Below are 26,804 nucleotides of genomic sequence, written 5' to 3'. Positions count from 1 at the left end.
ATACCCTCCGGCTGGCATCTTCTTACGCACGCTAACTTTCGGGTATTGCTCGACCGGCCAGGGGAGGCACCAACACCATGTCGATCGAGTCGCCGGCGGCCCGGCGCAAGCAGCGCATCGACCGGCTCTACCGCGACGACCATCAGGCCCGCGCCGCCGCACCGGATGAGGCGGTGCTCGACGCGGTGCGCACACCCGGCATCGGTGTGGCCCAGATCGTGACCAGTGTGCTCACCGGTTACGCCGAACGTCCCGCGCTCGGGCAGCGCGCGTTCGAGATCGTCAGCGATCCGGTGACCGGTCGGCCCGAGCGACGCTGGCTGGACCACTTCGACACCCTCACCTACGGTGAGGTCGCCGACCGGATCGAAGCGGTAGCCGCGGCCTGGGCGCAGGCGGGCGTCGAGCCGGGCGCGATGATCGGGCTACTCGGCGTGACCGGGGTGGAGCTGACCATCACCGACCTGGCGTGCGCGCGGCTGGGTGCGGTGGTGGTGCCGTTGCAGGCCGGTGCGCCGAGTGCGGCCCTGGTGCAGATCGCGGTCGAGACCGAGCCGCGGATCCTGGTAGCGACACCGGAGTTGCTCGACCGTGCGGTGGACTGCGCGCTGGCCTGCCCCGCGACCCGGCGACTGATCGTCATCGATCATGTTCCCGATCTGGACGCACACCGTGCCGCGCTCACGGCTGCGCGGGAACGCCTGGCCGGCGCGCCGATCACGGTCGAAACGTTGGCCGAGATGATCGACGCCGGTCGCGATATGCCCAGGGCCGCACCGTATTTCGCCGACCCGGACGCCGATCCGCTGGCCATGCTCATCTACACCTCGGGCAGCACCGGCACACCCAAGGGTGCGATGTATACCGATCGGCTGGCAGCGGGAATCTGGGTGCAAGGGCTGGCCCGCAAGCCGGGCTCGAATCCGCCGGCCATCAGCGTGAACTACATGCCGCTGAGTCATCTGGCCGGACGGCTGGCCTTGGCCGGGGTGCTGGTGCGCGGCGGCATCGCCTATTTCACCGCCGCGGCGGATATGTCGACGCTGTTCGAGGACATCGCGCTGGTGCGGCCCACCGAGATGGTGTTCGTGCCGCGGGTCAGCGACATGATCTACCAGCGGTACCAGAGTGAGCTGGCCGGCGGGCGCTCCGAGGAGCAGGTGCGGGAGCAGCTGCGCGGCGAGGTGCTGGGCGGACGGTTGATTTCGGCGTCGACCGGTAGTGCGCCGCTGGCGCCGGAGTTGAAGGCGTTCATGGAGTCGCTGCTCGGGATCGAGGTGCACGACGCCTACGGCTCCACCGAGGCCGGTGGTGGGCTGGTGGTGGACAACCGGGTCCGCAGGCCCGTGGTGATCGACTACAAGCTCGTCGATGTGCCCGAACTCGGCTATCAGACCACCGACGAGCCGCATCCGCGTGGTGAGCTGCTGCTCAAGACCGCGACGATGATCCCCGGCTACTACCGGCGTCCCGATATCACCGCGCAAGTCTTCGACGGCGAGGGTTTCTACCGCACCGGCGATATCGTCGCCGAGATCGGCCCGGACCAGCTGCGTTATCTGGACCGACGCAACAATGTGCTGAAGTTGTCGCAGGGTGAGTTCGTCGCTGTCGCCCAGTTGGAGGCGGTGTATGCGGCCAGCCCGCTGATCCGGCAGATTTTTGTCTACGGCAGCAGTGTGCGCGCCTATCTGCTGGCGGTGGTGGTGCCGACCGAGGCTGCGCTCGCCGACGCCGCGGATATCGAGGCGCTCACGGCGTCGATCGCGGCGTCGGTGCGCACCATCGCCGCCGACGCCGGGCTCGAACCGTATGAGATCCCGCGCGAATTCCTCATCGAGACCGAGCCGTTCACGATCGACAACGGCCTGCTGTCCGGTATCGGGAAACTGCTGCGGCCCGCGCTCGAGCAACGCTACGGCCCACGGCTGGAACAGCTGTATCGCGAGCGCGCCGACGGCCGTTCGGCCGAACTGCGCGCCCTGCACACCAGTGCGGGCGAGGTTCCGGTGGTGGAGACGGTGCTGCGGGCGGCGCGCGCTCTGCTCGATTGCACGGCCGAACAGTCGACGCCGCAGGCACATTTCGCCGATCTGGGTGGCGATTCGCTGTCGGCGCTGTCATTGGCGACCGTGCTCACCGAGATCTTCGGCGTCGACGTGCCGGTGAGTGTGGTGACCAGCCCGGCGACGACGCTGGGTGATCTGGCCGAATACATCGAAACCGCACAGCAATCCGGTACCGGCCGGGTGTCGTTCGACAGTGTGCACGGCGCCGGCGCCGACCAGGTGGCCGCCGCGGATCTGGCGCTGGAGAAGTTCATCGACGCCGAGACCTTGGCTGCCGCGGCAGGGCTGCCGGTGGCGGCCACGACCGGCACGGTGTTGATCACCGGCGCCAACGGCTACCTCGGACGGTGGCTGTGCCTGCTGTGGTTGCAGCGGATGCAAGCCGTGGGCGGGCGGGTGCTGTGTGTGGTGCGCGCCAAGGACGCCGACACCGCGCGACGCAGGCTCGACGCGGCGTTCGACTCCGGCGATGTGGATCTGCTGCGCCGCTACCGCGAGCTGGCCGACAACCACCTCGAGGTGATCGTCGGCGATATCAGCGCACCCCGCCTCGGGCTCGACGAGCAGGCCTGGGCGGCGCTGGCGCGGCGGGTGGACCGGATCGTGCACTGTGCCGCGCTGGTGAACCATGTGCTGCCCTATGAGCAGTTGTTCGGGCCCAACGTGGTCGGCACGGCCGAGCTGATCCGGCTGGCGATCACCGATCGGCTCAAGCCGTTCACCTATCTGTCGACGGTGGCGGTGGCCGCCGACGTCGACCGTGCGGTGTTCACCGAGGGCGGCGATATCCGCGCCGGTAGTCCGGTGCGCCGCAACGGCGCCGGATACGCCACCGGTTATGGCAACAGCAAATGGGCCGGGGAGGTGCTGCTGCGGTCGGTGCACGAGATGTGCGGGCTGCCGGTGGCGGTGTTCCGGTCGGATATGGTGCTGGCCCATCCCGGCTATGCGGGGCAGCTCAACGTGCCGGATATGTTCACCCGGCTGCTGATCGGGCTGGCCGCCACCGGACTCGCGCCCGCCTCGTTCTACCGGCGCGGCGCCGACGGTGGGCGGGCACGCGCCCACTATGACGGGCTGCCCGCCGATTTCACCGCCGAGGCGATCACCGAGCTCGGCGCGGCGATCGATGACGGGCACCACAGCTTCCATGTGGTGAACCCGCACGATGACGGGATCTCCCTCGATGTGATCGTCGACTGGCTGATCGAGGCCGGTGTCGCGATCGAACGCGTCGACGATTACACCGAATGGCTCACCCGATTCGAGGCAGGCTTGCGCGCGTTGCCCGAACCTCAGCGCAACGCCTCGGTGTTGCCGCTGCTGCACGCCTTTGCCCGCCCCGCACCCGCGACCCCGGGTTCGGCCATCCCCGCTACCGAGTTCCGAGCTGCCGTTCGCGCCGCGAAACTCGGACCCGACGCCGATATCCCGCACTTGAGCGCGGATTTGATCGCCAAGTATGTGGGTGATCTTCGACTGCGTGGGCTGATTTCGTCGGGGTAGACGCCGGGGAGGCCTTCTGAAACCACCTGCCGCGGGTTTCGGGCGACTGGAACGCCCGCGGCCCGAACCAGGGTGAGTTGCGGCGTGACGAAAAGGCCACCCAGGCCGGATCGGGTCAGGGCGCGAGCACGTAGCGGCCGCGGGTGCCGCTGACGGCCATGGCGCGCTGGGCGTCGGCGTGCTCGGGTCAGGGGCAGGACCGCGTGCACTCGTGACGGCAACCGGCCGGCCGCTGCACGCTCCAACAGCCGGCCCAAGCGGCGTGTATCGGGCTGGGTCACCAGCGCGTGCACGGTGATTTCCCGCTCTGGCGCGGGCACGAGATTGGGTCGCACGCCGACGAAGAGGCCGCCGTCGCGGACCGGGGCCAACCCCCAGACCTGCTGCGAGGTGGTGTCGACGACCGCGTCCCAGCCGGTGCCGGCCTCCGTGACGAAGCCGGCGCCCAGCCCTCGGACGAACGGCTCGTCGGTCGCGCGCGCCAGGCCGGTCACCTGCCAGCCCCGGTCGAGTGCGAACGCGACGACGTTGGCGCCGATCGCACCGGCGGCACCGGTCACCAGTAGCCGGTTGCCGTCGGCGGGTGGGTTACCGAGCAGGTCGACGATCTGCGCTGCGCCCAAGCCGTTGAGCGGCACCGTCGATGCCGCGACCAGATCCAGGCCATCGGGCACCACCGCGACATCGGCGGCAGGAACGACCAGCTGTTCGGCATAGGTGCCGAAATCGCGGTCGAACCCCAGCACGACACCGGCAACGCGAGTACCGACAGCCAGGTCCACACCCGGACCGGCAGCCGCGACGGTGCCGGCGAAGTCCCAGCCCAGCCCGGTGCGGTCGGGCTGCGTGATCATGCCCAGCTCGTGGAAGAACCCACCGGCGACTCCGAGATCGGTGGGATTCACCGGGGCCGCCGCGACCGCCACCCGCACTTGACCCGGGCCGGGCTCGGTGACCGGGACGTCGATGATCTCGATCGAATCGGGTCCGTTCGGTGTGCGGACGACGGCGGCGCGGAAGGTGTTGACGGCACTCATGTTTGGCTCCTCGAGCAGTTCGTTCCTGACGGATCGAGACTGCTCCCGGGCTTTTGGAAGGAACTTGGAGCCGACTTGGAACGCGCGAATGGCCGGACGGCAAGGGTGCTCGACCGGAGCAGGCTCAGCGGTGCGGAGAATCCCGGCGCGGCGATCGTGCGCGCGCTTCGGCGGCCCAGTGCGGGGCGTTCCACTGGTCGGCGATGTCGGCGGCGCGGGCGAAGTGTTCAGCGGCGGCGTCGTCGCGGCCGAGCAGGACTGCGAGTTCGCCGAGGGTGTGGGCGGGCGGGCGCACCGCCAGCGACAGGCTTTCCGCGCCGGCCGGGGGACCGTCGCGGTGGGGGAGCAGGGCGGGGTAGATCTGGGCGGCGGCGTCGCGGTCGCCGGTGGCGAGGATCGCCATGGCGCGCAGGCTGGTCAGGAAGGTGGCGAAGAAGTCGGGGCGGATCGGGGCCGGTGTGGTGCGGGCGCGGCGGGCCTCGTCGGTGTGGCCGGCGGCGTGCAGGGCGAGCGCGAGCAGGTCGGCGACCATCGGGCCGAGCCCGTCGTGCAGTGCGCGCACCTCGTCGAGGTGTTCGCCGAGAGTGCCGGCGTTGAGCCAGGTTGCGGCGAGGGCCAGGCGCAGGAAGCCGGCGGCGTGCACCGATCCGGCGCGATCGAGGCGGTCGGTGGCCTCGATATAGCCGCGTTCGGCGTCGGCGAAGCGGCCTTCGACGAGTACCAGGGTCGTCAGCGCGATCTCGGCGGCGCCGATGGCTTCGGGCATGCGGTAGGCGCGGGCGAGGTCGAGTACGCCGTGGAGCTGGCGGCGCATGGCCGACGGGTCGTTGGCGGCGGCGGCGTTCGCGGCGAGGTTGAGCAGCCCGGTCACGCGGTAGACGGGCAGGTCGTGGGCGATGCCGATATCCACCAGCTCGCGGGAGTATTCCTCCCTGCCGGTGTCGCGGGCCAGCACCAGCAGCGCTCCGGCACGCAACCGGGTCGAGGTGGCGAGGTCGAGCGCTTCCTGCCCGGCTGCCAGGACCGTCGGGTCGTCTTCGCCGACCAGTTCGTGGGTGTAGGCGATAAGCAGGTTGGCCCGCACGTCGGGGGCTAGGTCGGTGCGTTCGAGCAGGCGGCGCAGGCGTTCGACGATGGGACGGTCGACTGTGCCGTAGGTGCGGGCCAGCCAGGGCGTGGGCTCGGTCCAGGCGGTGAACGCGGCGATCATCAAATCGTCGCGGCCCAGCGATTCGGCGAAGGCGACGGCCTGTTCGCGAGTAGCCCGGGCGGCGGCGACTGCCCCGGCGCGGACCTGGGCGCGCAGCAGTTTGCCGAGCAGGGTGATGCGTTCGTCGGGGTCGGTGCAGTGGGCGACGGCGTCGGTGAGCAGCGCGGCCGCCACATCGTGGGCGTAGCGGGCCTCGGCCAGTTCGGCGGCGCGCACGCAATAGTGCACGGCCCTCGGTGAGCCCGCGCGCGCATAGTGGTGGGCCAGGGCCGCGATATCGCCGCTGTCTTCCAAGGCGGCGGCGATGCGGGCGTGCATGCGGGTGATGCGTAGCCGGCTGACGTCGGTCATCAGCGTGTCGCGGACCAAGGTGTGCACGAACCGGACCCGTCCCGGTCCCGGTTCGTCGAGCAACCCAGCGATGACGCCGGCATCGAGTGCGTCCAGGACACCGTCTTCGTCGGTATCGGCGGCCCGCACGAGCACCTCCACCGAACTCTCCCGGCCCGCGACGGCCGCCAGCCGCAACACCGACACACCGCTTTCGGGCAGCCGGGCAAGCCGGCGCCGCAGCACATCGCGCACGCCTTCGGGCACCTCCGACAGTGCGATGAGCGCGCCTTCGCCGTAGAGCAGCCTCGCGCTTTCCCGCACGTAGAAGGGGTTGCCGCCGGTGCGTTCGGCGATGCCTGCCACCGTCGCGTCGTCGGCGTCGCATTCGGCGCGCACCAGTGCCGCGATGGCGTCGCCGTCGAGTCCGGGCAGGTCCACCCGGAGGGGCGCGGTGCGGGCGAGGGTGCCGAGTGTCGTTGTCAGGCGCGCACTTTCGTCCGCGCGGTAGGCGGCGACGATGAGGATCGGGGCGTGTGCGTCGACGCTGCCGGTGAGCAGTTCGAGGGTGGCGGCGTCGGCCCAATGCAGGTCGTCGAGGACGATGGCGACCGGCTGCGTGGCGGCCGCGGCCGACAGCCACGCCCACACCGCGCGCCGCAGCCGGAAGCGCCCGGCGGCGGCGTCACCGCCGACCGGCGCGGAGTCGGTCAGCAGCGGCGCCAGATCGTCGGCGAAGTGGCCCGGATCGACCGTCGCGGCGACCGTCTGGAGGACTTCGACCCACGCCCATGCGGGCGGGGCACTGTCGAGTTCGGGACAGCGTCCGGTGGCGACCAGCCAGCCGTCGCGAGTGAGGCGGGCGGCGAGGTGGTCGAGCAGCGTCGACTTGCCGAGCCCGGCCTCGCCGGTGACGAGCGCGACGCGCGCCCCGTCGGTGACGGCCTCGCCGGCCGCGGTGACCAGGGCCGAGAGTTCGCGCTCACGACCCACGAATGTCGTCGCGCGGCGCGCGCTCGCCGACAATCGCGCGACATCCGGCGACTGCGGCATATCGGACGACGGCGCACTATCCAACGGCGGCGCACTATCCAACGGCGGCGGGATATCCGACGACGGCGCGACGCCCGTCGGTTGTGCGTCGTTCGATGGTTGTGCGTCGTTCGATGGTTGCGCGTCGTTCGATGGTTGCGCGTCCTTCGACGGTCGCGCGTCCTTCGACGGTCGCGCGTCACCGTCCGATGCCGGCGCGCCGACCTCGGACCGTGACGCGGCGCCCTGGTGCTGGATCGTGCCGGCCGAGGCCGCGGCCGCGGCGCCGCGCAGGACCTCGGTGCGCTGGGTGAGGATCGCCTCTTCCAGTTCCACCAGGTCCGGGCCCGGGTCCAGGCCCAGCTCGTCGGCGAAGGTGGTGCGGGCGCGGCGCAGCGCGGCCAGTGCGTCGGCTTGGCGGCCGCTGCTCCACAGCGCCAGCGCGTACAGGCGCCAGCCCTCCTCACGCAACGGCTGCTCCCGGGTGAGGTTTTCCGCGTCCGGTGTCACGGGCAGGCTCAGGCGCAATCCGGCAGCGATATGCAGCTCGCGGGCGATCGAGCGCAGTTCGTCGAGGCGGGCGGTCTCGGCCAGTGCCCACGGCTCGTCGGCGACCTCGGCGAACGCGGGCCCCGCCCACAGCGCCAGCGCGTCGTCGAGCAAGGCACGCGTTGCGCCGGGTTCGGCCACCGTGCGGGCCTGCTCGAGTAGCTGCTCGAACCGCCACGCGTCTACCGCTTCCCGCGGCAGCCGCAACGCATAGCCCGGAGCCGCGCTCACCAGCAGACGCGCCGGCGTCCGCGGTGGGCGGCCGGGTTCGAGCAGGCGCCGCAGGTTGGAGACATAGGCCTGCAGCGAGGCCAGCGCTCGGGCGGGTGCTTCCCCGCGCCACAGGTCTTCGATCATCCGGTCGACCGGCACCACCTGTCCGCGGGCGGCGACCAGCATGGCCAGCACGCCGCGCTGGCGCGGTCCGCCGAGGGGTACGGATTCGCCGCCGACCTCGGCCACGAACGAGCCCAATACCCGGATGAAGACCATGACGCGCCACATCGTACGCGCGGGCCTTCCAAGCCGGTTCCTAGTGACTTCCAAACCCCGGGCAGCAGTGTCGGAAATCAGCGGGCCGCAGTCGCCGCCCACCCCGAATCCACCGAGGAGAACATCATGACCAGGTATCGCTGGACCACCCTGCTGGCCTTTTGCTGCGGAGCCGCCCCGTTGTATTTCGGGCTGAATTTCCTGTTCTATCCCGGTGCCGCGGAAGGTTTCGGTATCGATCCGTGGCCGACCGGCAATGCCGACGGCTACTTCATCGTCAAGGGCGTGCGCGACCTCGCCATCGCCGCCGTCACCTTCCTGCTGCTCGGTCTCGGCCTGCGTCGCACGCTCGGCTGGGTCGTGCTGATCAACGCCGCGATCCCGCTCGGTGACGCGTTGGCTGTGGTGACGCACGGCGGCAGCGTGACCACGGCGCTGACGGTGCACGTCACTGCGGCGGCTTTCTTGCTGGCGACGGCGGCCCTGCTGCTGACCGAACGCGCCCCCGTCACCGCGCCGGCCCCCGCGCTGCGCTGATCGCGGCACCAGAATCGAAGGGCACCAACACATGAGCATCAACACCGACGACATGAAGATCGTCCACCGCGCCTTTCGCCGCGAATCGCGGCTGCTGATCGAGCTCGTCGCGGCCGTCGCCCCCGGTGACATCGCGCGGGCGACGGTGATCGCCGGCCACTTCCGGGATTACCGGCTCGGATTGAAGAATCACCATGAGGGCGAGGACGAGCTGCTGTGGCCGCCGCTGCTGGCGCGGGTCGATCTGGGCACCGAGGTGATCCTGCGCATGCAGGCCCAGCACGAGCGAGTCGAAGCGACGCTGGCCGCTCTCGACACCGCGGTCCCGGCCTGGGAGGCCGGAGCCGGCGCCGACGAACGCGACACGCTGGTGGCGATTCTCGCCGATCACCGGGCGGTGCTGCTCGAACATCTCGACGACGAGGAAACCACCGTGCTCCCGCTGGCGGCGCAGCACCTCACCGACGCCGAGTGGGCCGCCCCCGGCGAGCACATGGTCGCCCACACCCCCAAGCTCACCTTGTTCACGCTGTTCGGTCTCGTCCTCGAGGAAGCCGACCCGGCCGAACGGGCCCTGCTGCTCGGTGTGCTGCCGGCGCCGGTGCGCGGCATCTGGCATCTGTTCGGCCGCCACCGCTACGCCCGCCACATCCGCCGCGTCCGCGCGAGCCGGCCCAGAGCGTAGCCGTCAGTCGACGCGGCCCAGCGGTTGCGTGGAGCAGCGGAAGGCTCCGCCGAACAGACGCGAAACCGTGAAATCGACGTACTCGACAGTGATGCCACGATCCTGCAATTGCTTGCCGAGGCGTTCGAAAATCGGGTCGGTGATATAGGTTTCGGCATCGATGGGCAGGCCATTGGTGGCCATGGCGGCGGCCTCGGCTTCGCTGACCTCGAGGCGTTCCCACTCCCGCAGCGGGGTGGGAACGCCGTCGGGCAGTCGGTCCGGGCACACGATCATCAGCCCCTCGCGGACCAGGCCGAGCGCGCAATCCAGATGCAAGACATGCGGTTTCAGGGTCACCGGGGTCACCGTGTATCCGTCGGGGGCCAGATATTTGGCCAGCCAGCGGGTTCCGGTGTGGTCGCTGGCCATGCCGGACTCACCGACGAAGACGTTCTTGCCGTCGACGAGCACATCGCCGCCTTCGAGGAACGGGCCCACGCCGGCGCCGTCGAGCTCGGGGATCGGGATCGACACATACCGCGCCCGCGCAGGCATCACCTGATCCAGCAGCAGCGAACGGCTGGTCAGGACCTCGAGGCGGCGATGCGGGAATCGCAGCGACCCCTCGATGACGTGCTCGCCGATGGTGAACCAGGGATCGCGGACGAAGAAGTTCGCGTACCCGCGCTCGCCGGCTGCGGCCTTCTCGGCCTCGGTACACAAGCGCGGGCGCAGCACCCGCACGCCATAGCGGGTGAGGACGTCGGCGAGGTTGTCGCGTTCGGCCTCCCAGAGACGTTGGCGGTCCGGGAAGACCGCACCGAACTCCCGGCCCCAGGTCTGCTCCAGGATCTCGGCGGCGCCCGGTTCGCCCGGCATCCGATGCCCGAGGATCGCCGGGCTGTCCGGTGCCCGGAACTCGCTACGCGCGACCACCACCGTCCGCAATGTCGCGACCTCGCTCTCGACCCGGACCGTGTTGGCAACCATTCGGTGACTGTAACCAGCCAGGGTCAACAGGACAGCCCACAGCACGACAACGGATCGACAACGAGATGAGCACCGCACCTCACCGCGCCCGCGACCACGTCAAGCAATCAACCGGCAATCACCGGCAGTGATCTCACCCGGCAGGCTCGGCCGCGGGCAGATCCTCGGCTTGGGCGCGGGACAGCTGCACCGCCGCACCACACATCACCACCACCGACACCAGCACCACCACGATCCCGACCGTCCCGGTGTGCAACTGCTCCTCGAGCACGGTCACGCCCAGAAACATCGCACCCAGCGGTTCGGCCACCGTGAACGCCGGCAGCGACGCCGACAACGCACCGATCTGATAGGCGCGCTGTTGCAGGTACAACCCCGCCAGGCCGGCGCCGACCATGGTGTAGGGCTCCCAACTGCTCAGCGCGGCGCCGAGCCCGTCGCCGAACAACTCGACCACATGCTGGGTCACCGCCGCCGACACACCGAACAACAACCCCGCCGCCGTACCCAGCAGCAACGCCCGCAACCCGGTGGCCCGCACCCACATCGCCGCCACCACCGCGGCGACGATCAGCCCGAACACCAGTGCCAGCGGCCCGAACCACTGCGACCACGGCGCATCTCGCACCCCCGGCGCGGGATCGCCGACGATCAGGAAACACGCCAGCGCGATCGACAACGCGATGGCCTGGGCCCAAGCCGCGCGCGTCACCGGCCGATCGTTGTAGCGGGCCGCCAACGGCAACGCGAAGATCAGCGACGTCACCAGGATCGGCTGCACCACCAGCACCGATCCCAGCGCCAACGCCACGACCTGGAAGACGAACGCGCCACCGTCACCGACGATCCCCGCCCACCAGCGCGGGCTGCGCATCAACCCGGCCAGCAACCCCGCACCCTCGGGCACCTGCGCCGCCGCCCGCTGCTGCGCCACCGCCGCCACCGCGAACCCGAGCGCGGCGACGAACGCGCACACCACCGCGGCGACCGGCACATTACTCACCCGCATCAGTGTGCCGGGCGCGGGGACCAACCGACGGCACCAACGCGCGGTCGCGGTGGTTTGCCGGCAGACCCGGCGGCGACCTCAGTTGTCGAGCTCGACCGGCTGCTGCCCGCCGGAAATCTCGACGATCGGCAACCGCAACGCAGCCGGCGCGGTGGCCGGTACCGCCGGGGCGACCGGTGCGATCGGAGCCAGCCGCCGGTACGGCGCGCCGAGTTCGGGTCGCTGGTCGGGCTCACCCTTGTTGGGCCACAGGGCGATCGCGCGTTCGGCTTGGGCGGTGATGGTCAGCGACGGGTTGACCCCGAGGTTGGCCGAGATGGTAGAGCCGTCGATGACGTGCAGGCCGGGATGACCGTAGAGGCGGTGGTAGGGGTCGACGACGCCGGTGTCGGGGGAGTCGCCGATGGCGCAGCCGCCGATGAAATGCCCGGTCGCCGGGATATTGACGATGCTGCTGGTGGCGCCGGTGGCGAAGCCGTCGATCTTGCCGGCGACCCGCTCGGCGACCTCGTGGCCGACCGGGATCCAGGTCGGATTCGGTTCGCCCTCACCCTGTTTGGTGGTCATCTTGCGGCCGAACACACCGCGGGTGGTGTAGGTGGTGATGGAGTTGTCCACCGACTGCATCACCAGCAGTCCGATCATCTGCTCGGACCAGCGGTGCGGATTGTGCATGTGCAGCAGGTCGCGGCGGTTGCGGCGCAGCTGGCGCACCCATTGCCGCCATCGCGGGCTCACCCCGTCGTCGCCGACCATCGCGGTGGTGATCAACGCCAGCGCGTTGCTGCCCTTGCCGTAGCGCACCGGCTCGATGTGGGTGTGCGCGTCGGGGTGGATGGAGGAAGTGATGGCCACACCCTTGGTGAAATCGGCGTCGCGGCGGCGGCTGCGCACCGACAGCAGCTCCTCGGAGTTGGTGCGCGACAGATATCCCAGCCGCGGCGAGATGTTCGGCAGCGAACCGCGGTCGCGCAGCTGGTGCAGCAGTTTCTGGGTGCCGAGCGCGGCCGCGGAGAACACCACCTGTTCGGCGGTGAACACCCGCTCGGCCTTGCGGACCCAGCGGCCCGTGCGGCGGGTGCGCACCGCGTAACCGCCCTCGGGTCGCGGCCGCACATCCACCACGGTGGTCAGCGGATGTACCTGCGCGCCCGCCCGCTCGGCCAGATACAGGTAGTTCTTGACCAGGGTGTTCTTGGCGTTGTGGCGGCAGCCGGTCATGCATTCGCCGCAGTGGGTGCAGGTGCGCCGGGCCGGGCCGACGCCGCCGAAGAACGGGTCGGGCACCTCCTGGCCCGGGCGCGACCCGGCACCGCCGAACAGCACCCCGACCGGCGTCTGGCGGTAGGTATCGCCGACACCGAGTTCCTCGGCGACCTCACGCAGGATCCGGTCGCTGGGAGTGGTGGCCGGGTTGGTGGTGACGCCGAGCATGCGTTTGGCCTGGTCGTAGTGCGGGGCCAGCTCGGCGCGCCAGTCGGTGATCGCGGCCCACTGCTTGTCGGCGTAGAACGCCGCCGGCGGCTCGTAGAGGGTGTTGGCGTAGACCAGCGATCCGCCGCCGACGCCGGCGCCGCTCATGATGAAGGTGTTCTTCAGCAACGTCAGCCGCTGGATGCCGTAGCAGCCCAGCCGTGGCGCCCACAGGAACTCCCGCGCCCGCCACGACGTCGCAGCGAACTCGTCGTCGGCGAAGCGGCGTCCGGCCTCGAGCACGCCGACCCGGTAGCCCTTCTCGGTCAGCCGCAGCGCCGACACACTGCCACCGAAACCCGAACCGATCACCAGCACGTCGTAATCGAACGCCATCGACCTGTGTCCTCCATCACCATTGACTGTCGTTCGAGCCTAAAGCGGCGCGCGACGCTGACAGCAAGGACTGGCGGCCACAAAATCGAGATATTCGGCCAGGAGAACGGTGTGCTGTCTGTCGGTCAGCAGATCACTCGCTCGTCGGGCCCTGCTGGCCCACCCGTGCGAGGTGGGCGCGGTAGTTCGGGCAGGTGGTGATGTCCTCGTGCGAACAGTTCATGCCGGCTTCGAGCAGATCCAGCGCCGCGCGCAGCGCCGCCATCTTGGCCTGCAGGGCGCGATGGTTGCGGTGTAGCACCTCCTTGCGGGCGGCTGGGTCGCCGGCGGCGAGGAACGTCCCGATGTCCTTCAGGGGCAGGCCGGCCTGCTTCGCGATGACGATCGACGCCACCCGGGTGAGGTCATCGTGGGTGTAGCGGCGGCGGTCGCCGGCGACGCGGGTGGGGTGTAGCAGGCCGACCGACTCCCAGTGCCGCAGGACGTGTGTCGGCAGGCCGAACTGCTCGGCCACCTGGCCGATCGTCAGCGCAGTTGACTTCATGTCGACATTAAGTCGAACCATGGCAGACATGTCCAATCTGCTTGCTGTCCTAGACGCCATCGATGCGCAGCCGATGTCTGTGGAGCTGCGTACACGTTCCTACGAATTGCTCGGCGATCTCAGCGGCCGAACCGTGGTCGACGTCGGCTGCGGCGGTGGCCGCGCGGTCGTCGAACTGGCCGAGCGCGGGGCCCGCGCCATCGGCGTCGACCACGACCCCGAGATGGTCGCCGTGGCCGTGCGGCGTTGGCCGGCCGGGGAGTTCCGCGTCGGTGATGCCTGCGAGCTGCCGTTGGCGACCGGGTCGGTGACCGGCTACCGCGCGGACAAGGTGTTGCACACCCTCGCCGATCCGGTGCGAGCGGTGGCCGAGGCCCGCCGGGTGCTCGCACCGGGCGGGCGGGCCGTGTTGCTCGGCCAGGACTGGGACACCGTCGTCATCGACTCCGACGACCCGCAGACCACCCGCCGGCTGGTCCACGCCAAGGCGGACACACTCCCGTCGCCGCGCATCGCCCGCCGGTACCGCAACCTGCTCCTCGACGCCGGATTTACCGACCCGGTCGTCGAGGTGCGCACCAGCGTGTTCACCGACGACACCGCGCTCGCCGTGGTGCGCCGGATCAGCGACGAGCAGGGCTGGCTCACCGAACAAGCCGAGCGCGCCCGCACCAACCGGATCTTCGTCGCGGTGCCGATGTTCGTCGCCGCTGCGCGGCGATAGCGGACCACCGCTTCCGGTCCGTGCGGCAGGATCGCCTGCTGCACGGTACATCTGCGGAAACAGTGCTCCTCGACCGACCGGGGGTCGCGGGACCGCGGCTGCCGGTCAGTGGTGGTCGTCGACGGCCGCTAAGAGGGCGTCGAGGTCGGCAGGCGACATGCCGAATCCGGTGAGCCGGTCCAGCGGGATCGAGGCCAGCATGCGCATCATGTCGACGCCGAGGGCCTGGCCGTCACCGGCGCCGTCGCCGGTCATCGCCGCGAACATCTGCGACAGCACCTGCGCCGCGGCGGGGTTGGCCAGGACCTCGCCGAGGGTGGACTGGCGGGTGATCGGAATGCGCAGCTCATCGCCGGGCACCTCGATCTCGGCGGTGGCGCGGATATCGCGGCTGGAGGCGCCGGCCATCACCCGGTAGGTGCCGCCCTCGACGATCCACCGGTCGACGCGGGTCTCCCAGTACGCCAGCGCCTCGCGGTCGATGCTGATCGAGACCCGTTGGCTTGCACCGGGTTCCAGCTCCTCGGTGACGGCATGGCCCTCGAGTTCGCGGGGCGGGCGCGTCACCGCGGACTCGGGCAGCGCGGTGTAGATCTGCACGACCTCACGGCCGCGCCGCGCGCCGGTATTGGTGATCGTCACCGCGACGGTGAGCCCCGACGCGCCGGCTTCCACCGACAGATCGGAGTAGGTGAAGCTGGTGTAGGACAGGCCGTGCCCGAACGGGAAACTCACCGCCATCTCGCGGGCGTCATACCAGCGGTAGCCGACGAAAATGCCCTCGCCGTACCGGATGTGGGAGTTCTCGCCGGGGAAATTCAGGTAGGCGGGCACATCCTGCAACCGCAGCGGCACCGTCTCGGTGAGCCGGCCCGAGGGGTTGACCCGCCCGAACAGCACATCCGCCAACGCGCCGCCACCGGCCTGCCCGAGCAACGCGCCGTCGACGATCGCCGGGACCAGATCGACCACCGGCGCCAGCCGCAGCACCCCGCCGTGCGAGAGCACCACCACGGTCTTCGGTTGCACCGCGACGATCTCGGCCAGCAGCGCGAGTTGGTCGGCGGGCAGTTCGATGTCGGTGCGGTCGAAGCCCTCCGATTCCTGGCTCGCGCCCAACCCGAGGAACACCACCGCGACCTCGGCCGCACGCGCCGCGGCGACCGATTCGGCCACCAGCACCGGGTCGGGTTCGGTGGAGTCGGTGCGGAAACCGCGCGCATAGTGCACCTGCCCGGGTTCGGCCGCGGCGCGGATCTCATCGACCGGCACATCCAGACGGGTCGGATTCACATGCGAACTCCCGCCGCCCTGATACCGCGGGGTCTGCGCGAACTCACCGATCACCGCCAGCGACTGCCCGGCACGCAACGGCAGCAGCTCACCGTCGTTGCGCAACAACACGACACAGCGCGCGGCCACCTCACGCGCCAGGCGATGATGGGCGTCCGGATCCGGCGCCGGCGGGGCCAGCGCCCGCCCGGCGAGCACCTTCGCCGCCATGTCGGCGACGTTCTGCGCGGCCCGGTCCACCGCGGCGATCTCGAGCGCACCGGATTCGACCGCCGCCACCACCTGAGCATCAGCATCACCACTGCCGCCGGGCATCTGGAGATCCAGCCCCGCGGCGACCGAGGCCACCCGATCCGACACCGCACCCCAATCGCTGACCACCAGACCGTCGAAACCCCACTCCTCGCGCAGCACCTCGGTGAGCAGCCACCGGTTTTCCGCGGCGTAGACGCCGTTGATCCGGTTGTAGGAACACATCACCGTCCACGGCTGGGCGGTACGCACGATATGGGCGAAGGCCCGCAGATAGATCTCGCGCAACGCCCGCGCGTCCACATCCGAACTGGCCCGCATCCGATCGTGTTCGGCGTTGTTGACCGCGAAGTGTTTGAGCGAGGCACCCACCCCTTGGCTCTGCACCCCCTGCACCCACGCCGCACCCAGTACACCGGTGAGCAGCGGATCCTCGGAGTAGTACTCGAACACCCGCCCGCAGCGCGGGTCGCGTTTGATGTTGATGCCCGGCCCCAGCAGCACATCGACCGCCAAGGCGCGGGCCTCGCGGCCGAGCGCCTCACCGACCCGGCGCACCAGCTCGGGATCCCAGCTCTGCCCGAGCCCGACCGCGGGCGGGAAACAGGTGGCGGGCCGGCTGGCGGCCAGCCCCAGATGGTCGGTGGCGCCGGTTTGGCGGCGCACCCCGTGCGGGCCGTCGGTCAACAGCAGCGACGGCACCGGACCCACCGCCTTGGTGGTCCAGAAGTCCGCGCCGCTGCCGAGCGCGGCCTTGTCGGGTACGGACAGTTCGCTGATACCGGTAGTCGAAGTCATGTCGGCTCCCATCGCCTCGCCGCGGGAAACGCTGCACCGACATCGAATCACGACCGCGGTCCCCGTCGTACGGTGCTAGCGGGACACGCCGTCAGCGCTGAGGAGAGCTCATGGAGATCACCCTGGTCGTGGTCGTCGGCATCATCGCCATCGTGGTGGTCGCGGCGTTCTCCGACACCCTCGGCGTCGCCGCGCCACTGAGCCTGGCAGTCGTCGGGATCGCGCTCAGTTTCGTGCCCGGTATCCCGCATCCGGAGGTCGACCCCGAGGTGATCTTGACGGTGGTGCTGCCGCCGCTGCTGTATTCGGCGGCGGTGAACATGCCCGCGGTCGATTTCCGGCGCAACCTCAAACCGATCACCGGCCTGGCGGTGCTGCTGGTCGTGGTCACCACCCTCGGCACCGGCTGGCTGTTCCATCAACTGCTGCCCGATATCGGCTGGCCCGCCGCGTTCGCGCTCGGCGCGGTGATCAGCCCCACCGACCCGATCGCGGCGACCGCGGTGGGTAAGCGGCTCGGGTTGCCGTCGCGGCTGCTGACGATGCTGGAGGGGGAGGGGCTGGTCAACGACGCGACCGCGCTGGTGCTGCTGCGGTCGGCGGTGGCGGCGCTGGCCTCGACGGTGTCGCTGTGGCATGTGCTCGGCGATTTCGTGGTGGCGGTCGTGGTCGCGGTGATCGCCGGGCTGGTGGTCGGCTGGCTCGGTGTGCGGGCGCGTGCCATGGTCGACGACCCGGTGGCCACCACCGCGGTGTCGTTCGTGATCCCGTTCCTGGCCTACCTGCCCGCCGAGGAATTCCATGGGTCCGGGGTGCTGGCGGTCGTGGTCGCCGGCCTGGTCAGCGGCCACCTGAGCCCCCGCCACCTCAGCGCCCAGAATCGCATCGTCGACGCCACCAACTGGCGCACCGTGGCGTTCCTGCTGGAAAGCGCGATCTTCCTGCTCATGGGATTGAGCCTGGCCGGGCTCATCGATGACGTGCGCGGCGCACAGCTCAGCGTCGCACAGGCTTTCGGGGTCGGACTGGTGGCCGCGGTGGTGGTGATGGTGATCCGCGCGGTGTTCATCGTGCCGCTGGTGGCGTTCCTGCGGCTGGACCAGCGCCGCGCCGCCGAGGCCAAACCACGCCTGGACGATATCGGTGCGCGCCTGGCCGACATCGACCTGCCGCCCGAGAGCAGACGGCTGCGGTTGATGATGCGCCGCTTCGGCAAAGCATCGGCAAGCATCGAGTTCCGGCTCACCGAAACCGTCGGCGCACGCGGCGGGGTGGTGCTGGCGTGGTCGGGGATGCGCGGCGCAGTCACCGTGGCGGCCGCGCAAACCCTGCCCGCCCAGACCCCGATGCGGTCGGAGCTGGTGCTGATCGCCTTCGTCGTCGCGGTGAGCACCCTGCTGGTGCAGGGGCTGAGCCTGCCGACCGTCATCCGGGTGGTGCGGGTACCCGGTGATGATCCCGCTCGGCTGCAGGAGGATTCGATCGAATTGCGGACGCTGATGTCGGAGGCCGCCGCGAAGGTCCTCGACACCCCCGACCCGACCGACGACGACGGCAACCCCATACCGCCGGCCCTGGTCACCATGGTGCGCGATGACACCGTGCGCACCAAGCCGGCCGCGATGCGCGAACTGTCCACCGAGGGCCCGGACCCGCGCGAACAGTATCGGCAGCTGCGGCTGCGGGTACTCGACGCACAACGGTCGGCGCTGCTGCGCGCCCGCGACGGCGAACGCTTCGGCGCCAAAGCCCTCAACCGCTGCCAGCACATACTCGACTTCGACGAAGCGCGCCTGCAACAGCTGGGCCGCCCCTGACAACCACTTGGGATACCAAACCGGTGGGTGGTGATGCGAGAATGCGGTGATGAGCGCATCGCCGGGGTTCGCCTCCGAATCCGAACGCATCACCCGCATCCTGCGGGACCAGATCGTCGACGGAACCCGAGCGCCCGGCGCCAAACTGGTCGAACGTGAACTCGCCGCCGAACTCGGGGTGTCCCGGCTGCCGGTGCGCGAAGCGTTGAAAGCGCTGGTAGCGGAAGGATTGGTGACCCCACGCCCGCGCAGCTGGGCGGTGGTGCGCGAGTTCACCGCCACCGATATCGCCGACCTGCTCGAAGTGCGCTCGGCGGTCGAAGTACTGGCATTCCGGCTCGCCGCACAGCGCGCCACCCGCGCCGGACTCGAGGACTTGCGCCGCGATCTGGACGCCGAATGGGATGCCGCCCGAGCCGGCGACGCCGTCACCGCACGCCGGGCCGCCGCCGATTTCCACGAGACCGTCATCCGGCTCACCGGCAACGAACTCCTCGCCGAACTGCACGCCACCCTGCGCAGCCGGATGCGCTGGCTGCTGGGCCGCCACGACGACCTGCTGACCGTGGCCCGCGAACACGAACAGCTCTACGACGCCATCGCCAACCGCGACCTCACCCGCGTCGAAACCCTCGCCACCGCCCACATCGACACCAGCCGCACCCTCGCCGCCCAACGCGCCGCCACCGAAGCCCGCGACACGGACTGAACCGGACACGCCGGCAGCGGCGCGCACGAGGACGCCGAACCGGGCGGGAGTGGGTCTCTGCAGCGTGTGACCGACGCTTCGCACTCGGCGCGAGCGGTGTCGACGGGTACCGGTTCAGCCCAGCGCGCGGGTGGCCACCTGTTCGTGCAGAGCCTTGATCTCGGCTTCGAGACTAGGTTCGGGGCCCGCGACCGGCACCGAGGGCGCGACCGCTGTGATGGGAAGTGCGGCCACCGGGCCGGCGGGCAGGCCCCATTCGCGTTGCCAGCGGCCGAGCTGGTCGGAGCCGACGGCGTAGACGATGCGGCCCAGGCCGGCCCAGGCGTGGGCGGCGCTGCACATCGGGCAGTGTTCGCCGGAGGTGTAGACGACGCTGGTCGCGCGCTGGGCAGGGCTCAGGTGCAGGCCGGCCCAGCGGGCGATCTCGAACTCCGGATGCTGGGTCGGCTCACCGGTGACGATGCGGTTGCGGGCCTCGAACCGGATGGTCTGCTCGGCGTCGACCAGGATCGACCCGAACGGCTCATCACCGGCGTCGAGGGCCGCACGAGCCAGCTCGACGCACCTGCGCAGATACTGCCGGTCCCGATCGGTGATCACGTAGCTGTCGCCTGATTCGCTCATGTCGACCACGATACCCAGCTTTGGTATACCGCCGGTGCGTTCACGCGGCGGAGATCACCGATATGGGCGGCATCACCTGGACGAGCGTTCGGCCACCAGGCAGGATAGTTGGTATACCAAATTGAGGAGGTTTCGATGATGTTCGGCCGGAAGAACCCGAGCGGCAGCCGACGAACACTGCCGGCCGGCGCATCAATCGCCGCATCGGCCGCGATCCTGACAGCCGTCGCGGCCTGCACCGCCGACCCCGCGCCCGCGCCGACTGCGCACCCGGCGCCGACCTCACAACAGACCCCGGCCACGACCCCGGCACCCGCCGAAGCGTCGTCCACCCCACCACACGACCCCGCCCTCGACGACGACCTGCTGGCCGCCGCCGCGGCCGACGACGCCGACCGAGTCCGCGATCTGCTCGCCCGCGGCGCCGATATCGAAGCCCGCGGACCCCACCAACGCACCCCGCTCATCGAAGCCACCAAGAACCGCGCCACCGACGCCGCCCGCGCCCTCATCGAGGCCGGCGCCGACGTCAACGCCACCGACGCCATCGGGGACTCGGCCTACCTCTACGCCGGCGCCGAAGGCCTCGACGCCATCCTCGACCTCACCCTCACCCACGGCGCCGACCTGACCAGCGTCAACCGCTACGGCGGCACCGCGCTCATCCCGGCCGCCGAACACGGCTCGGTCAGCACCGTGCGCCGGCTCATCGCCGCCGGCGTCGAGGTCAACCACGTCAACACGCCCGGCTGGACCGCGCTGCAAGAAGCGATCGTCTACGGCGACGGCAGCCGCCGCTACCAGCAGGTCGTCGCCGATCTGCTCGCCGCGGGCGCCGACCCCGGCATCCGCGACAGCGACGGCAACACCGCCCTCGACAACGCCGTCGCGCGCGGTCACACCGAGGTCGCCGACCTCCTCCGCGCACACGCCTGAGCACCGGTTTGCCCAGCCACGGCGCGGGCATCCAGCGCATATGGCTACAGAAACCGGACCAGGCGATACCTTGGGGCCCACCGAAAGCCTCGATTCCGACGACGTGCGCAACGACGACGGTGATGTCGTGGTCGACCCGCCCGAGGACTGGACCGGTGCCGACAAATTCGGCATGACGCCCGCCGAAGAGCGCACCGGCGAATCCCTCGGCCAACGGCTGGCCGAAGAAGAACCCGATATCGGCGCCGCCCCGCGCGGTGAACCCACACCCGGCCAACCCGACACCATCGACGAAGGCGACGACATCGACCAGCTGCCCGCCGACGACACCACCGAGAGCTTCGGCGAACACCGCGGGCAGATCGACGGCGCCCCCGAGGACGGAGAGTCGTTCTTCCCCATCGAAGACTGACAGCCACACACCCGCACGCGCGAAGTCACGACCGGGCGGAGGTGACCCCCTGGGCGCATCGCACCCAGGACCGTAGCTACGCCTGCCCCTCCGATCACCCGCCGACAGCGGGCGGGGCAGTGGTCGACTCGATAGCGGGTGTGCGGGTGACGGCGACGCCGCGTGAGGCCGCCGCCCGCGCGAACACGGCCGCATCGTAGATCGCGGCACCGCCCGGATCGTTGTTGAAATACACCTCCACCTCGGCCGACTCCGGCCACGTCGCGGTCAGGCGGCGCACCCACTCGGTGACGGTGGCGGGGTGATAGCGCGGCCACGGGTCGGCGGTGCCGTGGTGCAGGCGCAGATAGCCCCAGTCGGTGGTGCGCCACAACGGCGTCACCGGCTGCTCGCCCGCATCGGCCCAGCACAGCGCCGCACCGTGGTGTTCGAGAACCTGCCTGGTCTGCTCGGTCCACCAGGATTCGTGGCGCGGTTCGACCACCACCCGTGTGCCGGGCGGAAAGCAGCGCAGGCACTGGTCGAGCAGGTCGGGATCGGCGCGCAGGGTCGGTGGGAGTTGCAGCAGGATCGGGCCCAGCCGCTCACCCAGGTGCACCGCCCGCCCCATCAGCCGCGCCACCGGCTCCTCGGGTTCACGCAGGCGTTTGATGTGGGTGAGGAAGCGGCTGGCCTTGACCGCGATCCGGAACCCCGCCGGGGTACGGGTCCGCCAGGTGGCGAAGGTGTCGGCACTGGGCAGCCGGTAGAAGGCATTGTTGAGCTCGACCGTGGCGAAGGCGGTGGCGTAATGCTCGAGCCATAACCGTTGCGGCACACCCTGCGGATACAGCACACCGCGCCAATCGCGGTACTGCCACCCGGAAGTGCCCACCAACAGCGTCATAGCCTCGGCATACCCGCAGGCGGGCTCAGGACACCGCCACCCGTACGGCGAGATGGTCGGCGAGCGCGGTGAGCGTGGGTGAGCAGCCGGCGTCGACGGTGAGGGTGGCCAGGTCGTGGCCGCGGGTATGGCCCCGGTTGACGATGAGCACCGCCTTGCCCGACTTGGCGGCGTGGCGCACGAACCGCAACCCCGACATCACCGTCAGCGACGAACCGGCCACCAACAGCACCTCGGCCTCGTCGACCAGGTCGTAGGCCGCGCGCACCCGCTGCTTGGGCACGTTCTCCCCGAAGTAGACGATGTCGGGTTTGAGGATCCCGCCGCAGCGCACACACCCCACCATGCGGAACGCGGCGGTGTCGGCGACGACGGCGTCGGCGTCGGGCGCCACCTCCACCCCGGTGGCGTCGGCGGCGTCGGCGAAACCGGGGTTGGCGGCCTCGAGCCGGTCGGCCAGCGACATCCGCGACACCAGATGATCACAGTCCAGGCATCGCACCCGGGCATAGCTGCCGTGCAGGTCGATGACGCGGCGATGCCCGGCCTTGGTGTGCAGCAGATCGACGTTCTGGGTGATCAACCCGCTCACCACACCCAGGCGCTCGAGCCGGGCCAGCGCCCGATGGCCCGGATTGGGCCGGGAGGCGTCCATGCGTCGCCAGCCCACATGGTTGCGTGCCCAATACCGTTGCCGGAACTGCGGATCGCCGACGAACTGCTGGAAGGTCATCGGGGTGCGCGGCGGGGAACCGGGGCTGCGGTAGTCCGGGATGCCGCTGTCGGTGGACAGCCCGGCCCCGGTCAGCACCGCCATCCGGCGCCCGCCGATCACCTGCGCGAGGCGCTGCGCGTCAGCGGTGTGATCGGGCATGCACCCAGCCTACGGACCCGCCCCGCCCACCGATGCGGCTGCTCAGATGACGCCGAGGGCCAGCATCGCGTCCGCGACCTGGATGAAGCCGCCGATATTGGCGCCGGCCACATAGTTGCCCGGCATCCCGTATTCGTCGGCGGTGGCCAGGCAGCGGTCGTGGATGCCGCGCATGATCTCGGCCAGCCGCTGCTCGGTGTGCTCGAAACTCCACGAGTCACGCGAGGCGTTCTGCTGCATCTCCAGCGCACTGGTCGCCACGCCACCGGCATTGGCCGCCTTACCGGGAGCGAACCTCACCCCGGCTCCAGCGAAGAGCTTCACCGCTTCCGGGGTGCACGGCATATTCGCGCCCTCGGCGACGATCGTGCAGCCGTTGGCGATGAGCTTGCCCGCCGCGGCACCGTCGAGTTCGTTCTGAGTGGCGCACGGCAACGCGATATCGCAGGGCACCTCCCACAGGGAGCCGCCGGCCACGAACCGCGAACTCGCCCGGCCCTCGGCGTAATCGGCGATGCGCCCGCGGCGCACCTCCTTGATCTCCTTGAGCAACTCCAGGTCGATGCCCCGCTCATCGACGACATAGCCGCTGGAATCCGAGCACGCCACCACCGTGCCGCCGAGCTCGTGCACCTTCTCGATGGCATAGATCGCGACATTGCCCGACCCCGACACCACCACCTTCTGCCCGTCGAGCGAACGACCCGACGCGGCCAGGATCTCGTTGACGAAAAACACCGCGCCGTACCCGGTGGCTTCGCGGCGCACCTGAGATCCGCCCCAGGTCAAGCCCTTACCGGTGAGCACACCGGACTCGTAGCGGTTGGTGATGCGCTTGTACTGGCCGAACAGATAACCGATTTCGCGTCCACCCACACCGGTGTCACCGGCCGGGACGTCGGTGTGCTCGCCGAGATGGCGGTACAGCTCGGTCATGAACGCCTGACAGAACCGCATCACTTCACCCTCGGAGCGGCCCTTGGGGTCGAAATCCGATCCGCCCTTACCGCCGCCGATGGGCAGCCCGGTCAGCGAGTTCTTGAAGATCTGCTCGAAGCCCAGGAACTTCACGATCCCCAGGTACACCGACGGGTGAAACCGCAGCCCGCCCTTGTACGGGCCGAGGGCGGAGTTGAACTCGACCCGGAATCCGCGGTTGATCTGCACCGCACCGGAGTCGTCGACCCACGGCACCCGGAAGATGATCTGGCGTTCGGGCTCACACAACCGGCGGATCACCGCGGCGTCGGCGTAGTGCGGATGCTTGGCGACCACCGGGCCGAGACTGTCGAGCACCTCGTGCACGGCCTGGTGGAACTCGGTTTCGCCGGGGTTGCGGCGCAACACCTCGTCGTAGATGTCGCTCAGCTTCGCGTCCAGGACAGCCACCCGCGGACTCCTTGTCATCGTCGTTGCCTGTGCGGCCGGACCGCACCCGGTCACCGCCGCACACGCACCGGCCGCCCCTCACACGCTAACCGCACCCGCGGTGAGGCCCGGACCACACATCCCGGTCAGCCGCCACCGACCGGTACGCGCGGCCGGGTCAGGCGATCTGTTCGACCGTCCGCTCGAAGGCCAGTGCCCCGTTGCCTTCGGCGATCTGGCGGTCGATCAGATGCTGCATCGGCGTCAGGAAATCCGGGGCCGCGCCGGCGTCCCGGGTGGCACGCACGATGGCGTCCACGGCCGGCTTGTGGAAGGCGATGTCCTGCACGCCGTTGCCGTAATCGCGGGCGTCGATGAGCTTTCCGTAGTCGGGCAGCAGCTGCGCCATCGCCGTCACCCACGCGGCCGCGCGTTCGGCGTAGTCCTGCGCCGATACCCCCACCGAGCGCGTCATCGCGACACCGTTGAAGAAGCCGCCGAACATGCCGTACATCGCCGACAACAGCGAGAAATCCAGCGTCGAAGCCAGACCGGCGTCGGCGCCGAAGTATTCGGCCGCGGCCAGCAACTCCAGCGTCGCCTGGTTCTGATCGAACACGGCCTGGTCGCCGCTGTAGAGGATGGACGCGCCGGGCTGCCCGATCATCGGCGGGACCGCCATGATGCCGCCGTCGAGGTAGTCGATACCGTGTGCGGCCGCCCACGCCGCCGACGCGCGCGACTCCTCTGGTGTGGTGCTGGTCAGGTTGATCACCTGCCGGCCCGCCAGCTGCGCGGCGACGGGCTCGATGGTGGCGTGCACCGAGGCGTGGTCGAGCAGCAGCACGATGATCACTGGGCTCGCGGTCACCGCCTCGGTGAGCGAGGCGGCGCTGCTCGCCCCGGCGGCGACGAGGTCGCCGTCCTTGCCGGGCGTGCGGTTCCAGACGGTGACGGTCCGGCCGCCCTTCAGCAGGGTGGCGGCGAAAGCCTGGCCCATGGCGCCGAGGCCGAGGACGGTGACGGGGGACTGCGTGGTGTCGGGCATGGAAGACCTCTCCTGGTTCTCGGCGGCGCATCCCTGCGCGCCGCATGCCCCAACAGTGCGGTCTACCGGACAAACCGACAAGTACCTACTATTTTGTCGGGTACTTACCGAAACGAGTGTGAACAGGTAGCGAGGTCGTGCCATGGGTGTGAAGAGATCCGGACCATACTTCTGCGGCATCGACGCGGCCATGGATGTGGTCGGCGGTAAATGGAAATCGCTGATCCTGTGGGAGCTGCACAACCACGGCGTGCGCCGCTTCGGCGAGCTGCGCCGCGGCCTGCCCGGCGTCTCGGAGAAAATGCTCATCCAGCAGCTGCGCGAACTCGAAGAAGACGAGATCGTCGAACGCCGCGTCTACGCCGAAGTACCGCCTCGCGTGGAATACCGGCTCACCGAGATCGGCACCGCACTCAACACCGCCCTCGGGCCGCTGGGGGACTGGGGACGGGAGCGGATCGCGCGGATCGGTGCGGACAGGATTCAGGTCGCCTCCTGACCGGATTCAGAGGACAGCCATGACCGACGAGCAGTTTCTCGCCCACCTCACCGACCGACTCGCCGCACTGCCCGGCGTCGAGGCGGTCACCCTCGGCGGCTCCCGCGCCGAAGGCACCCACACCCCCGACAGCGACTGGGATCTCGCCGTCTACTACCGCGACGGCTTCGACCCCGATGACCTGCGCGCCATCGGCTGGCCCGGCGAGGTGTTCGACCTCGGTGCCTGGGGCGGCGGGGTGTTCAACGGCGGTGCCTGGCTCACCGTCGACGGCCGCCGCGTCGACATCCACTACCGCGACCTCACCGCCGTCGACCACGAACTCGCCCAAGCGCGCGCGGGCCGATTCCATTGGGAACCCTTGATGTTCCACCTGGCCGGCATCCCCAGCTACCTGCTGGTCGCCGAACTGGCCATCAACACCGTCCTGCACGGGCAGCTGCCGCGCCCGGACTATCCGCAGGCGTTGCGGGAATCCGCCCCACCGGTGTGGCGGGAACGCGCCGCGCTCACCCTCACCTACGCCGAAAACGCCTATGCCGCACGCGGACAGGCCACCGAAGTGGCCGGTGCGCTGGCCACGGCGGCGATACAGACCGCGCACGCGGTACTCGCGGGCCGCGGCATGTGGGTGGTCAATGAGAAGCGGATGCTGAACCGGGCCGGGCTGCGCGGTATGGATGAGATCGTCGGGGGACTGGCGGCGGACCCGCAGGAATTGCGCGCGGGCATCGCGCGGGCACGTGAGCTGTTCGAGCACGCCGTGTAGCGACCGGGCCCGCC

Annotated in this window: 21 protein-coding genes and 1 pseudogene; 10 read left to right on the top strand and 12 right to left on the bottom strand. The window is 70.0% G+C overall.

From position 1 onward, the window contains the following. The first annotated feature begins 77 nt into the window (after nt 1-77). Complete coding sequence (gene car / locus NOCYR_RS14055) at nt 78-3,575, top strand: carboxylic acid reductase (RefSeq protein ID WP_014351049.1); 3,498 nt, start codon at nt 78-80, stop codon at nt 3,573-3,575. A gap of 725 nt (nt 3,576-4,300) precedes the next feature. Here the strand turns inward: car and NOCYR_RS31015 are convergent. Both NOCYR_RS31015 and NOCYR_RS14050 read right to left on the bottom strand, forming a co-directional pair. Further along, a pseudogene (locus NOCYR_RS31015) lies at nt 4,301-4,612 on the bottom strand (alcohol dehydrogenase catalytic domain-containing protein); the annotation flags it as partial. Between the two features lie 124 nt (nt 4,613-4,736). Continuing rightward, entirely contained in the window at nt 4,737-8,225 is a 3,489-nt protein-coding gene (locus NOCYR_RS14050; RefSeq protein WP_014351047.1) for a BTAD domain-containing putative transcriptional regulator, read from the bottom strand. A gap of 126 nt (nt 8,226-8,351) precedes the next feature. Between NOCYR_RS14050 and NOCYR_RS14045 the strand changes: the two genes are divergently transcribed. Together NOCYR_RS14045 and NOCYR_RS14040 are read left to right on the top strand one after the other, a co-directional pair. Next, nucleotides 8,352-8,762, top strand: a complete 411-nt coding sequence (locus tag NOCYR_RS14045; protein WP_014351046.1) for a DUF4267 domain-containing protein — start codon at nt 8,352-8,354, stop codon at nt 8,760-8,762. Nucleotides 8,763-8,793: 31 nt separating this feature from the next. Beyond that, entirely contained in the window at nt 8,794-9,447 is a 654-nt protein-coding gene (locus NOCYR_RS14040) for a hemerythrin domain-containing protein (protein ID WP_014351045.1), read from the top strand. Nucleotides 9,448-9,450: 3 nt separating this feature from the next. Here NOCYR_RS14040 and NOCYR_RS14035 read toward each other — a convergent pair whose 3' ends face one another. From NOCYR_RS14035 to NOCYR_RS14020, 4 genes are all read right to left on the bottom strand, one after another. After that, complete coding sequence (locus tag NOCYR_RS14035; protein ID WP_014351044.1) at nt 9,451-10,419, bottom strand: dimethylarginine dimethylaminohydrolase family protein; 969 nt, start codon at nt 10,417-10,419, stop codon at nt 9,451-9,453. 133 nt (nt 10,420-10,552) lie between these two features. After that, nucleotides 10,553-11,428, bottom strand: a complete 876-nt coding sequence (locus NOCYR_RS14030; RefSeq protein WP_048833347.1) for a DMT family transporter — start codon at nt 11,426-11,428, stop codon at nt 10,553-10,555. Between the two features lie 78 nt (nt 11,429-11,506). Beyond that, entirely contained in the window at nt 11,507-13,237 is a 1,731-nt protein-coding gene (locus NOCYR_RS14025; protein ID WP_014351042.1) for an FAD-dependent oxidoreductase, read from the bottom strand. A 133-nt stretch (nt 13,238-13,370) separates the two neighbouring features. After that, the gene (locus NOCYR_RS14020) at nt 13,371-13,811 is read right to left on the bottom strand and encodes a MerR family transcriptional regulator (protein ID WP_197538384.1); all 441 of its coding nucleotides are present in this window, start codon (nt 13,809-13,811) and stop codon (nt 13,371-13,373) included. Between NOCYR_RS14020 and NOCYR_RS14015 the strand changes: the two genes are divergently transcribed. After that, on the top strand, nt 13,810-14,505 hold the full coding sequence (locus NOCYR_RS14015; RefSeq protein ID WP_048833346.1) for a methyltransferase domain-containing protein: 696 nt from the start codon (nt 13,810-13,812) through the stop codon (nt 14,503-14,505). The two genes, NOCYR_RS14020 and NOCYR_RS14015, sit on opposite strands and share 2 nt — an antisense overlap. Nucleotides 14,506-14,610: 105 nt before the next feature. Here NOCYR_RS14015 and NOCYR_RS14010 read toward each other — a convergent pair whose 3' ends face one another. Next, nucleotides 14,611-16,848, bottom strand: a complete 2,238-nt coding sequence (locus tag NOCYR_RS14010; RefSeq protein ID WP_014351039.1) for a glycoside hydrolase family 3 C-terminal domain-containing protein — start codon at nt 16,846-16,848, stop codon at nt 14,611-14,613. A gap of 110 nt (nt 16,849-16,958) precedes the next feature. Here NOCYR_RS14010 and NOCYR_RS14005 point away from each other — a divergent pair, with 110 nt between their 5' ends. Beyond that, nucleotides 16,959-18,665 (top strand): cation:proton antiporter, encoded by a 1,707-nt coding sequence (locus NOCYR_RS14005; protein ID WP_014351038.1) that lies wholly within the window; start codon nt 16,959-16,961, stop codon nt 18,663-18,665. A 49-nt stretch (nt 18,666-18,714) separates the two neighbouring features. Continuing rightward, nucleotides 18,715-19,374: a GntR family transcriptional regulator gene (locus tag NOCYR_RS14000; RefSeq protein WP_014351037.1), complete on the top strand. Its 660-nt coding sequence runs from the start codon at nt 18,715-18,717 to the stop codon at nt 19,372-19,374. A 114-nt stretch (nt 19,375-19,488) separates the two neighbouring features. Here NOCYR_RS14000 and NOCYR_RS13995 read toward each other — a convergent pair whose 3' ends face one another. After that, nucleotides 19,489-19,998 carry a nucleoside deaminase gene (locus tag NOCYR_RS13995; protein ID WP_048833345.1) on the bottom strand — a complete coding sequence of 170 codons (510 nt, stop codon included), beginning with the start codon at nt 19,996-19,998 and terminating at the stop codon, nt 19,489-19,491. 135 nt (nt 19,999-20,133) lie between these two features. Here NOCYR_RS13995 and NOCYR_RS13990 point away from each other — a divergent pair, with 135 nt between their 5' ends. Continuing rightward, the gene (locus NOCYR_RS13990; protein ID WP_014351035.1) at nt 20,134-20,934 is read left to right on the top strand and encodes an ankyrin repeat domain-containing protein; all 801 of its coding nucleotides are present in this window, start codon (nt 20,134-20,136) and stop codon (nt 20,932-20,934) included. Nucleotides 20,935-20,974: 40 nt separating this feature from the next. Continuing rightward, nucleotides 20,975-21,346, top strand: a complete 372-nt coding sequence (locus NOCYR_RS13985) for a hypothetical protein (protein ID WP_048833344.1) — start codon at nt 20,975-20,977, stop codon at nt 21,344-21,346. A gap of 94 nt (nt 21,347-21,440) precedes the next feature. On the opposite strand, the gene NOCYR_RS13980 is transcribed toward NOCYR_RS13985, so the two are convergent. The 4 genes from NOCYR_RS13980 to NOCYR_RS13965 form a co-directional block, all read right to left on the bottom strand. Beyond that, on the bottom strand, nt 21,441-22,232 hold the full coding sequence (locus NOCYR_RS13980) for a DUF72 domain-containing protein (protein WP_014351032.1): 792 nt from the start codon (nt 22,230-22,232) through the stop codon (nt 21,441-21,443). A gap of 25 nt (nt 22,233-22,257) precedes the next feature. Beyond that, entirely contained in the window at nt 22,258-23,106 is an 849-nt protein-coding gene (locus NOCYR_RS13975) for an NAD-dependent protein deacetylase (protein ID WP_014351031.1), read from the bottom strand. A 42-nt stretch (nt 23,107-23,148) separates the two neighbouring features. Then, nucleotides 23,149-24,513: an NADP-specific glutamate dehydrogenase gene (gene gdhA / locus NOCYR_RS13970; RefSeq protein WP_228780332.1), complete on the bottom strand. Its 1,365-nt coding sequence runs from the start codon at nt 24,511-24,513 to the stop codon at nt 23,149-23,151. Nucleotides 24,514-24,652: 139 nt separating this feature from the next. After that, nucleotides 24,653-25,666, bottom strand: coding sequence for an NAD(P)-dependent oxidoreductase (locus tag NOCYR_RS13965; RefSeq protein ID WP_416382456.1), 1,014 nt, complete (start codon nt 25,664-25,666; stop codon nt 24,653-24,655). On the opposite strand from NOCYR_RS13965, the gene NOCYR_RS13960 reads away from it, so the two are divergent. Then, nucleotides 25,665-26,021: a winged helix-turn-helix transcriptional regulator gene (locus NOCYR_RS13960; protein ID WP_014351028.1), complete on the top strand. Its 357-nt coding sequence runs from the start codon at nt 25,665-25,667 to the stop codon at nt 26,019-26,021. The genes NOCYR_RS13965 and NOCYR_RS13960 overlap by 2 nt on opposite strands. 19 nt (nt 26,022-26,040) lie before the next feature. Further along, nucleotides 26,041-26,790, top strand: coding sequence for a nucleotidyltransferase domain-containing protein (locus tag NOCYR_RS13955; protein ID WP_014351027.1), 750 nt, complete (start codon nt 26,041-26,043; stop codon nt 26,788-26,790). Nucleotides 26,791-26,804 lie beyond the last annotated feature (14 nt).

The sequence above is a fragment of the Nocardia cyriacigeorgica GUH-2 genome (genome assembly GCF_000284035.1).
GTDB lineage: Bacteria > Actinomycetota > Actinomycetes > Mycobacteriales > Mycobacteriaceae > Nocardia > Nocardia cyriacigeorgica_B.
This window is presented reverse-complemented; position numbering and strand designations above follow the sequence as displayed.

Bases quoted from the DNA above. Each gene is read 5' to 3' on its own strand.
- car (WP_014351049.1), top strand. From the start codon at position 78: ATGTCGATCGAGTCGCCGGCGGCCCGGCGCAAGCAGCGCATCGACCGG.
- NOCYR_RS14050 (WP_014351047.1), bottom strand. From the start codon at position 8,225: ATGGTCTTCATCCGGGTATTGGGCTCGTTCGTGGCCGAGGTCGGCGGC.
- NOCYR_RS14045 (WP_014351046.1), top strand. From the start codon at position 8,352: ATGACCAGGTATCGCTGGACCACCCTGCTGGCCTTTTGCTGCGGAGCC.
- NOCYR_RS14040 (WP_014351045.1), top strand. From the start codon at position 8,794: ATGAGCATCAACACCGACGACATGAAGATCGTCCACCGCGCCTTTCGC.
- NOCYR_RS14035 (WP_014351044.1), bottom strand. From the start codon at position 10,419: ATGGTTGCCAACACGGTCCGGGTCGAGAGCGAGGTCGCGACATTGCGG.
- NOCYR_RS14030 (WP_048833347.1), bottom strand. From the start codon at position 11,428: ATGCGGGTGAGTAATGTGCCGGTCGCCGCGGTGGTGTGCGCGTTCGTC.
- NOCYR_RS14025 (WP_014351042.1), bottom strand. From the start codon at position 13,237: ATGGCGTTCGATTACGACGTGCTGGTGATCGGTTCGGGTTTCGGTGGC.
- NOCYR_RS14015 (WP_048833346.1), top strand. From the start codon at position 13,810: ATGTCCAATCTGCTTGCTGTCCTAGACGCCATCGATGCGCAGCCGATG.
- NOCYR_RS14020 (WP_197538384.1), bottom strand. From the start codon at position 13,811: ATGTCTGCCATGGTTCGACTTAATGTCGACATGAAGTCAACTGCGCTG.
- NOCYR_RS14010 (WP_014351039.1), bottom strand. From the start codon at position 16,848: ATGACTTCGACTACCGGTATCAGCGAACTGTCCGTACCCGACAAGGCC.
- NOCYR_RS14005 (WP_014351038.1), top strand. From the start codon at position 16,959: ATGGAGATCACCCTGGTCGTGGTCGTCGGCATCATCGCCATCGTGGTG.
- NOCYR_RS14000 (WP_014351037.1), top strand. From the start codon at position 18,715: ATGAGCGCATCGCCGGGGTTCGCCTCCGAATCCGAACGCATCACCCGC.
- NOCYR_RS13995 (WP_048833345.1), bottom strand. From the start codon at position 19,998: ATGAGCGAATCAGGCGACAGCTACGTGATCACCGATCGGGACCGGCAG.
- NOCYR_RS13990 (WP_014351035.1), top strand. From the start codon at position 20,134: ATGATGTTCGGCCGGAAGAACCCGAGCGGCAGCCGACGAACACTGCCG.
- NOCYR_RS13985 (WP_048833344.1), top strand. From the start codon at position 20,975: ATGGCTACAGAAACCGGACCAGGCGATACCTTGGGGCCCACCGAAAGC.
- NOCYR_RS13980 (WP_014351032.1), bottom strand. From the start codon at position 22,232: ATGACGCTGTTGGTGGGCACTTCCGGGTGGCAGTACCGCGATTGGCGC.
- NOCYR_RS13975 (WP_014351031.1), bottom strand. From the start codon at position 23,106: ATGCCCGATCACACCGCTGACGCGCAGCGCCTCGCGCAGGTGATCGGC.
- gdhA (WP_228780332.1), bottom strand. From the start codon at position 24,513: ATGACAAGGAGTCCGCGGGTGGCTGTCCTGGACGCGAAGCTGAGCGAC.
- NOCYR_RS13960 (WP_014351028.1), top strand. From the start codon at position 25,665: ATGGGTGTGAAGAGATCCGGACCATACTTCTGCGGCATCGACGCGGCC.
- NOCYR_RS13965 (WP_416382456.1), bottom strand. From the start codon at position 25,666: ATGGCACGACCTCGCTACCTGTTCACACTCGTTTCGGTAAGTACCCGA.
- NOCYR_RS13955 (WP_014351027.1), top strand. From the start codon at position 26,041: ATGACCGACGAGCAGTTTCTCGCCCACCTCACCGACCGACTCGCCGCA.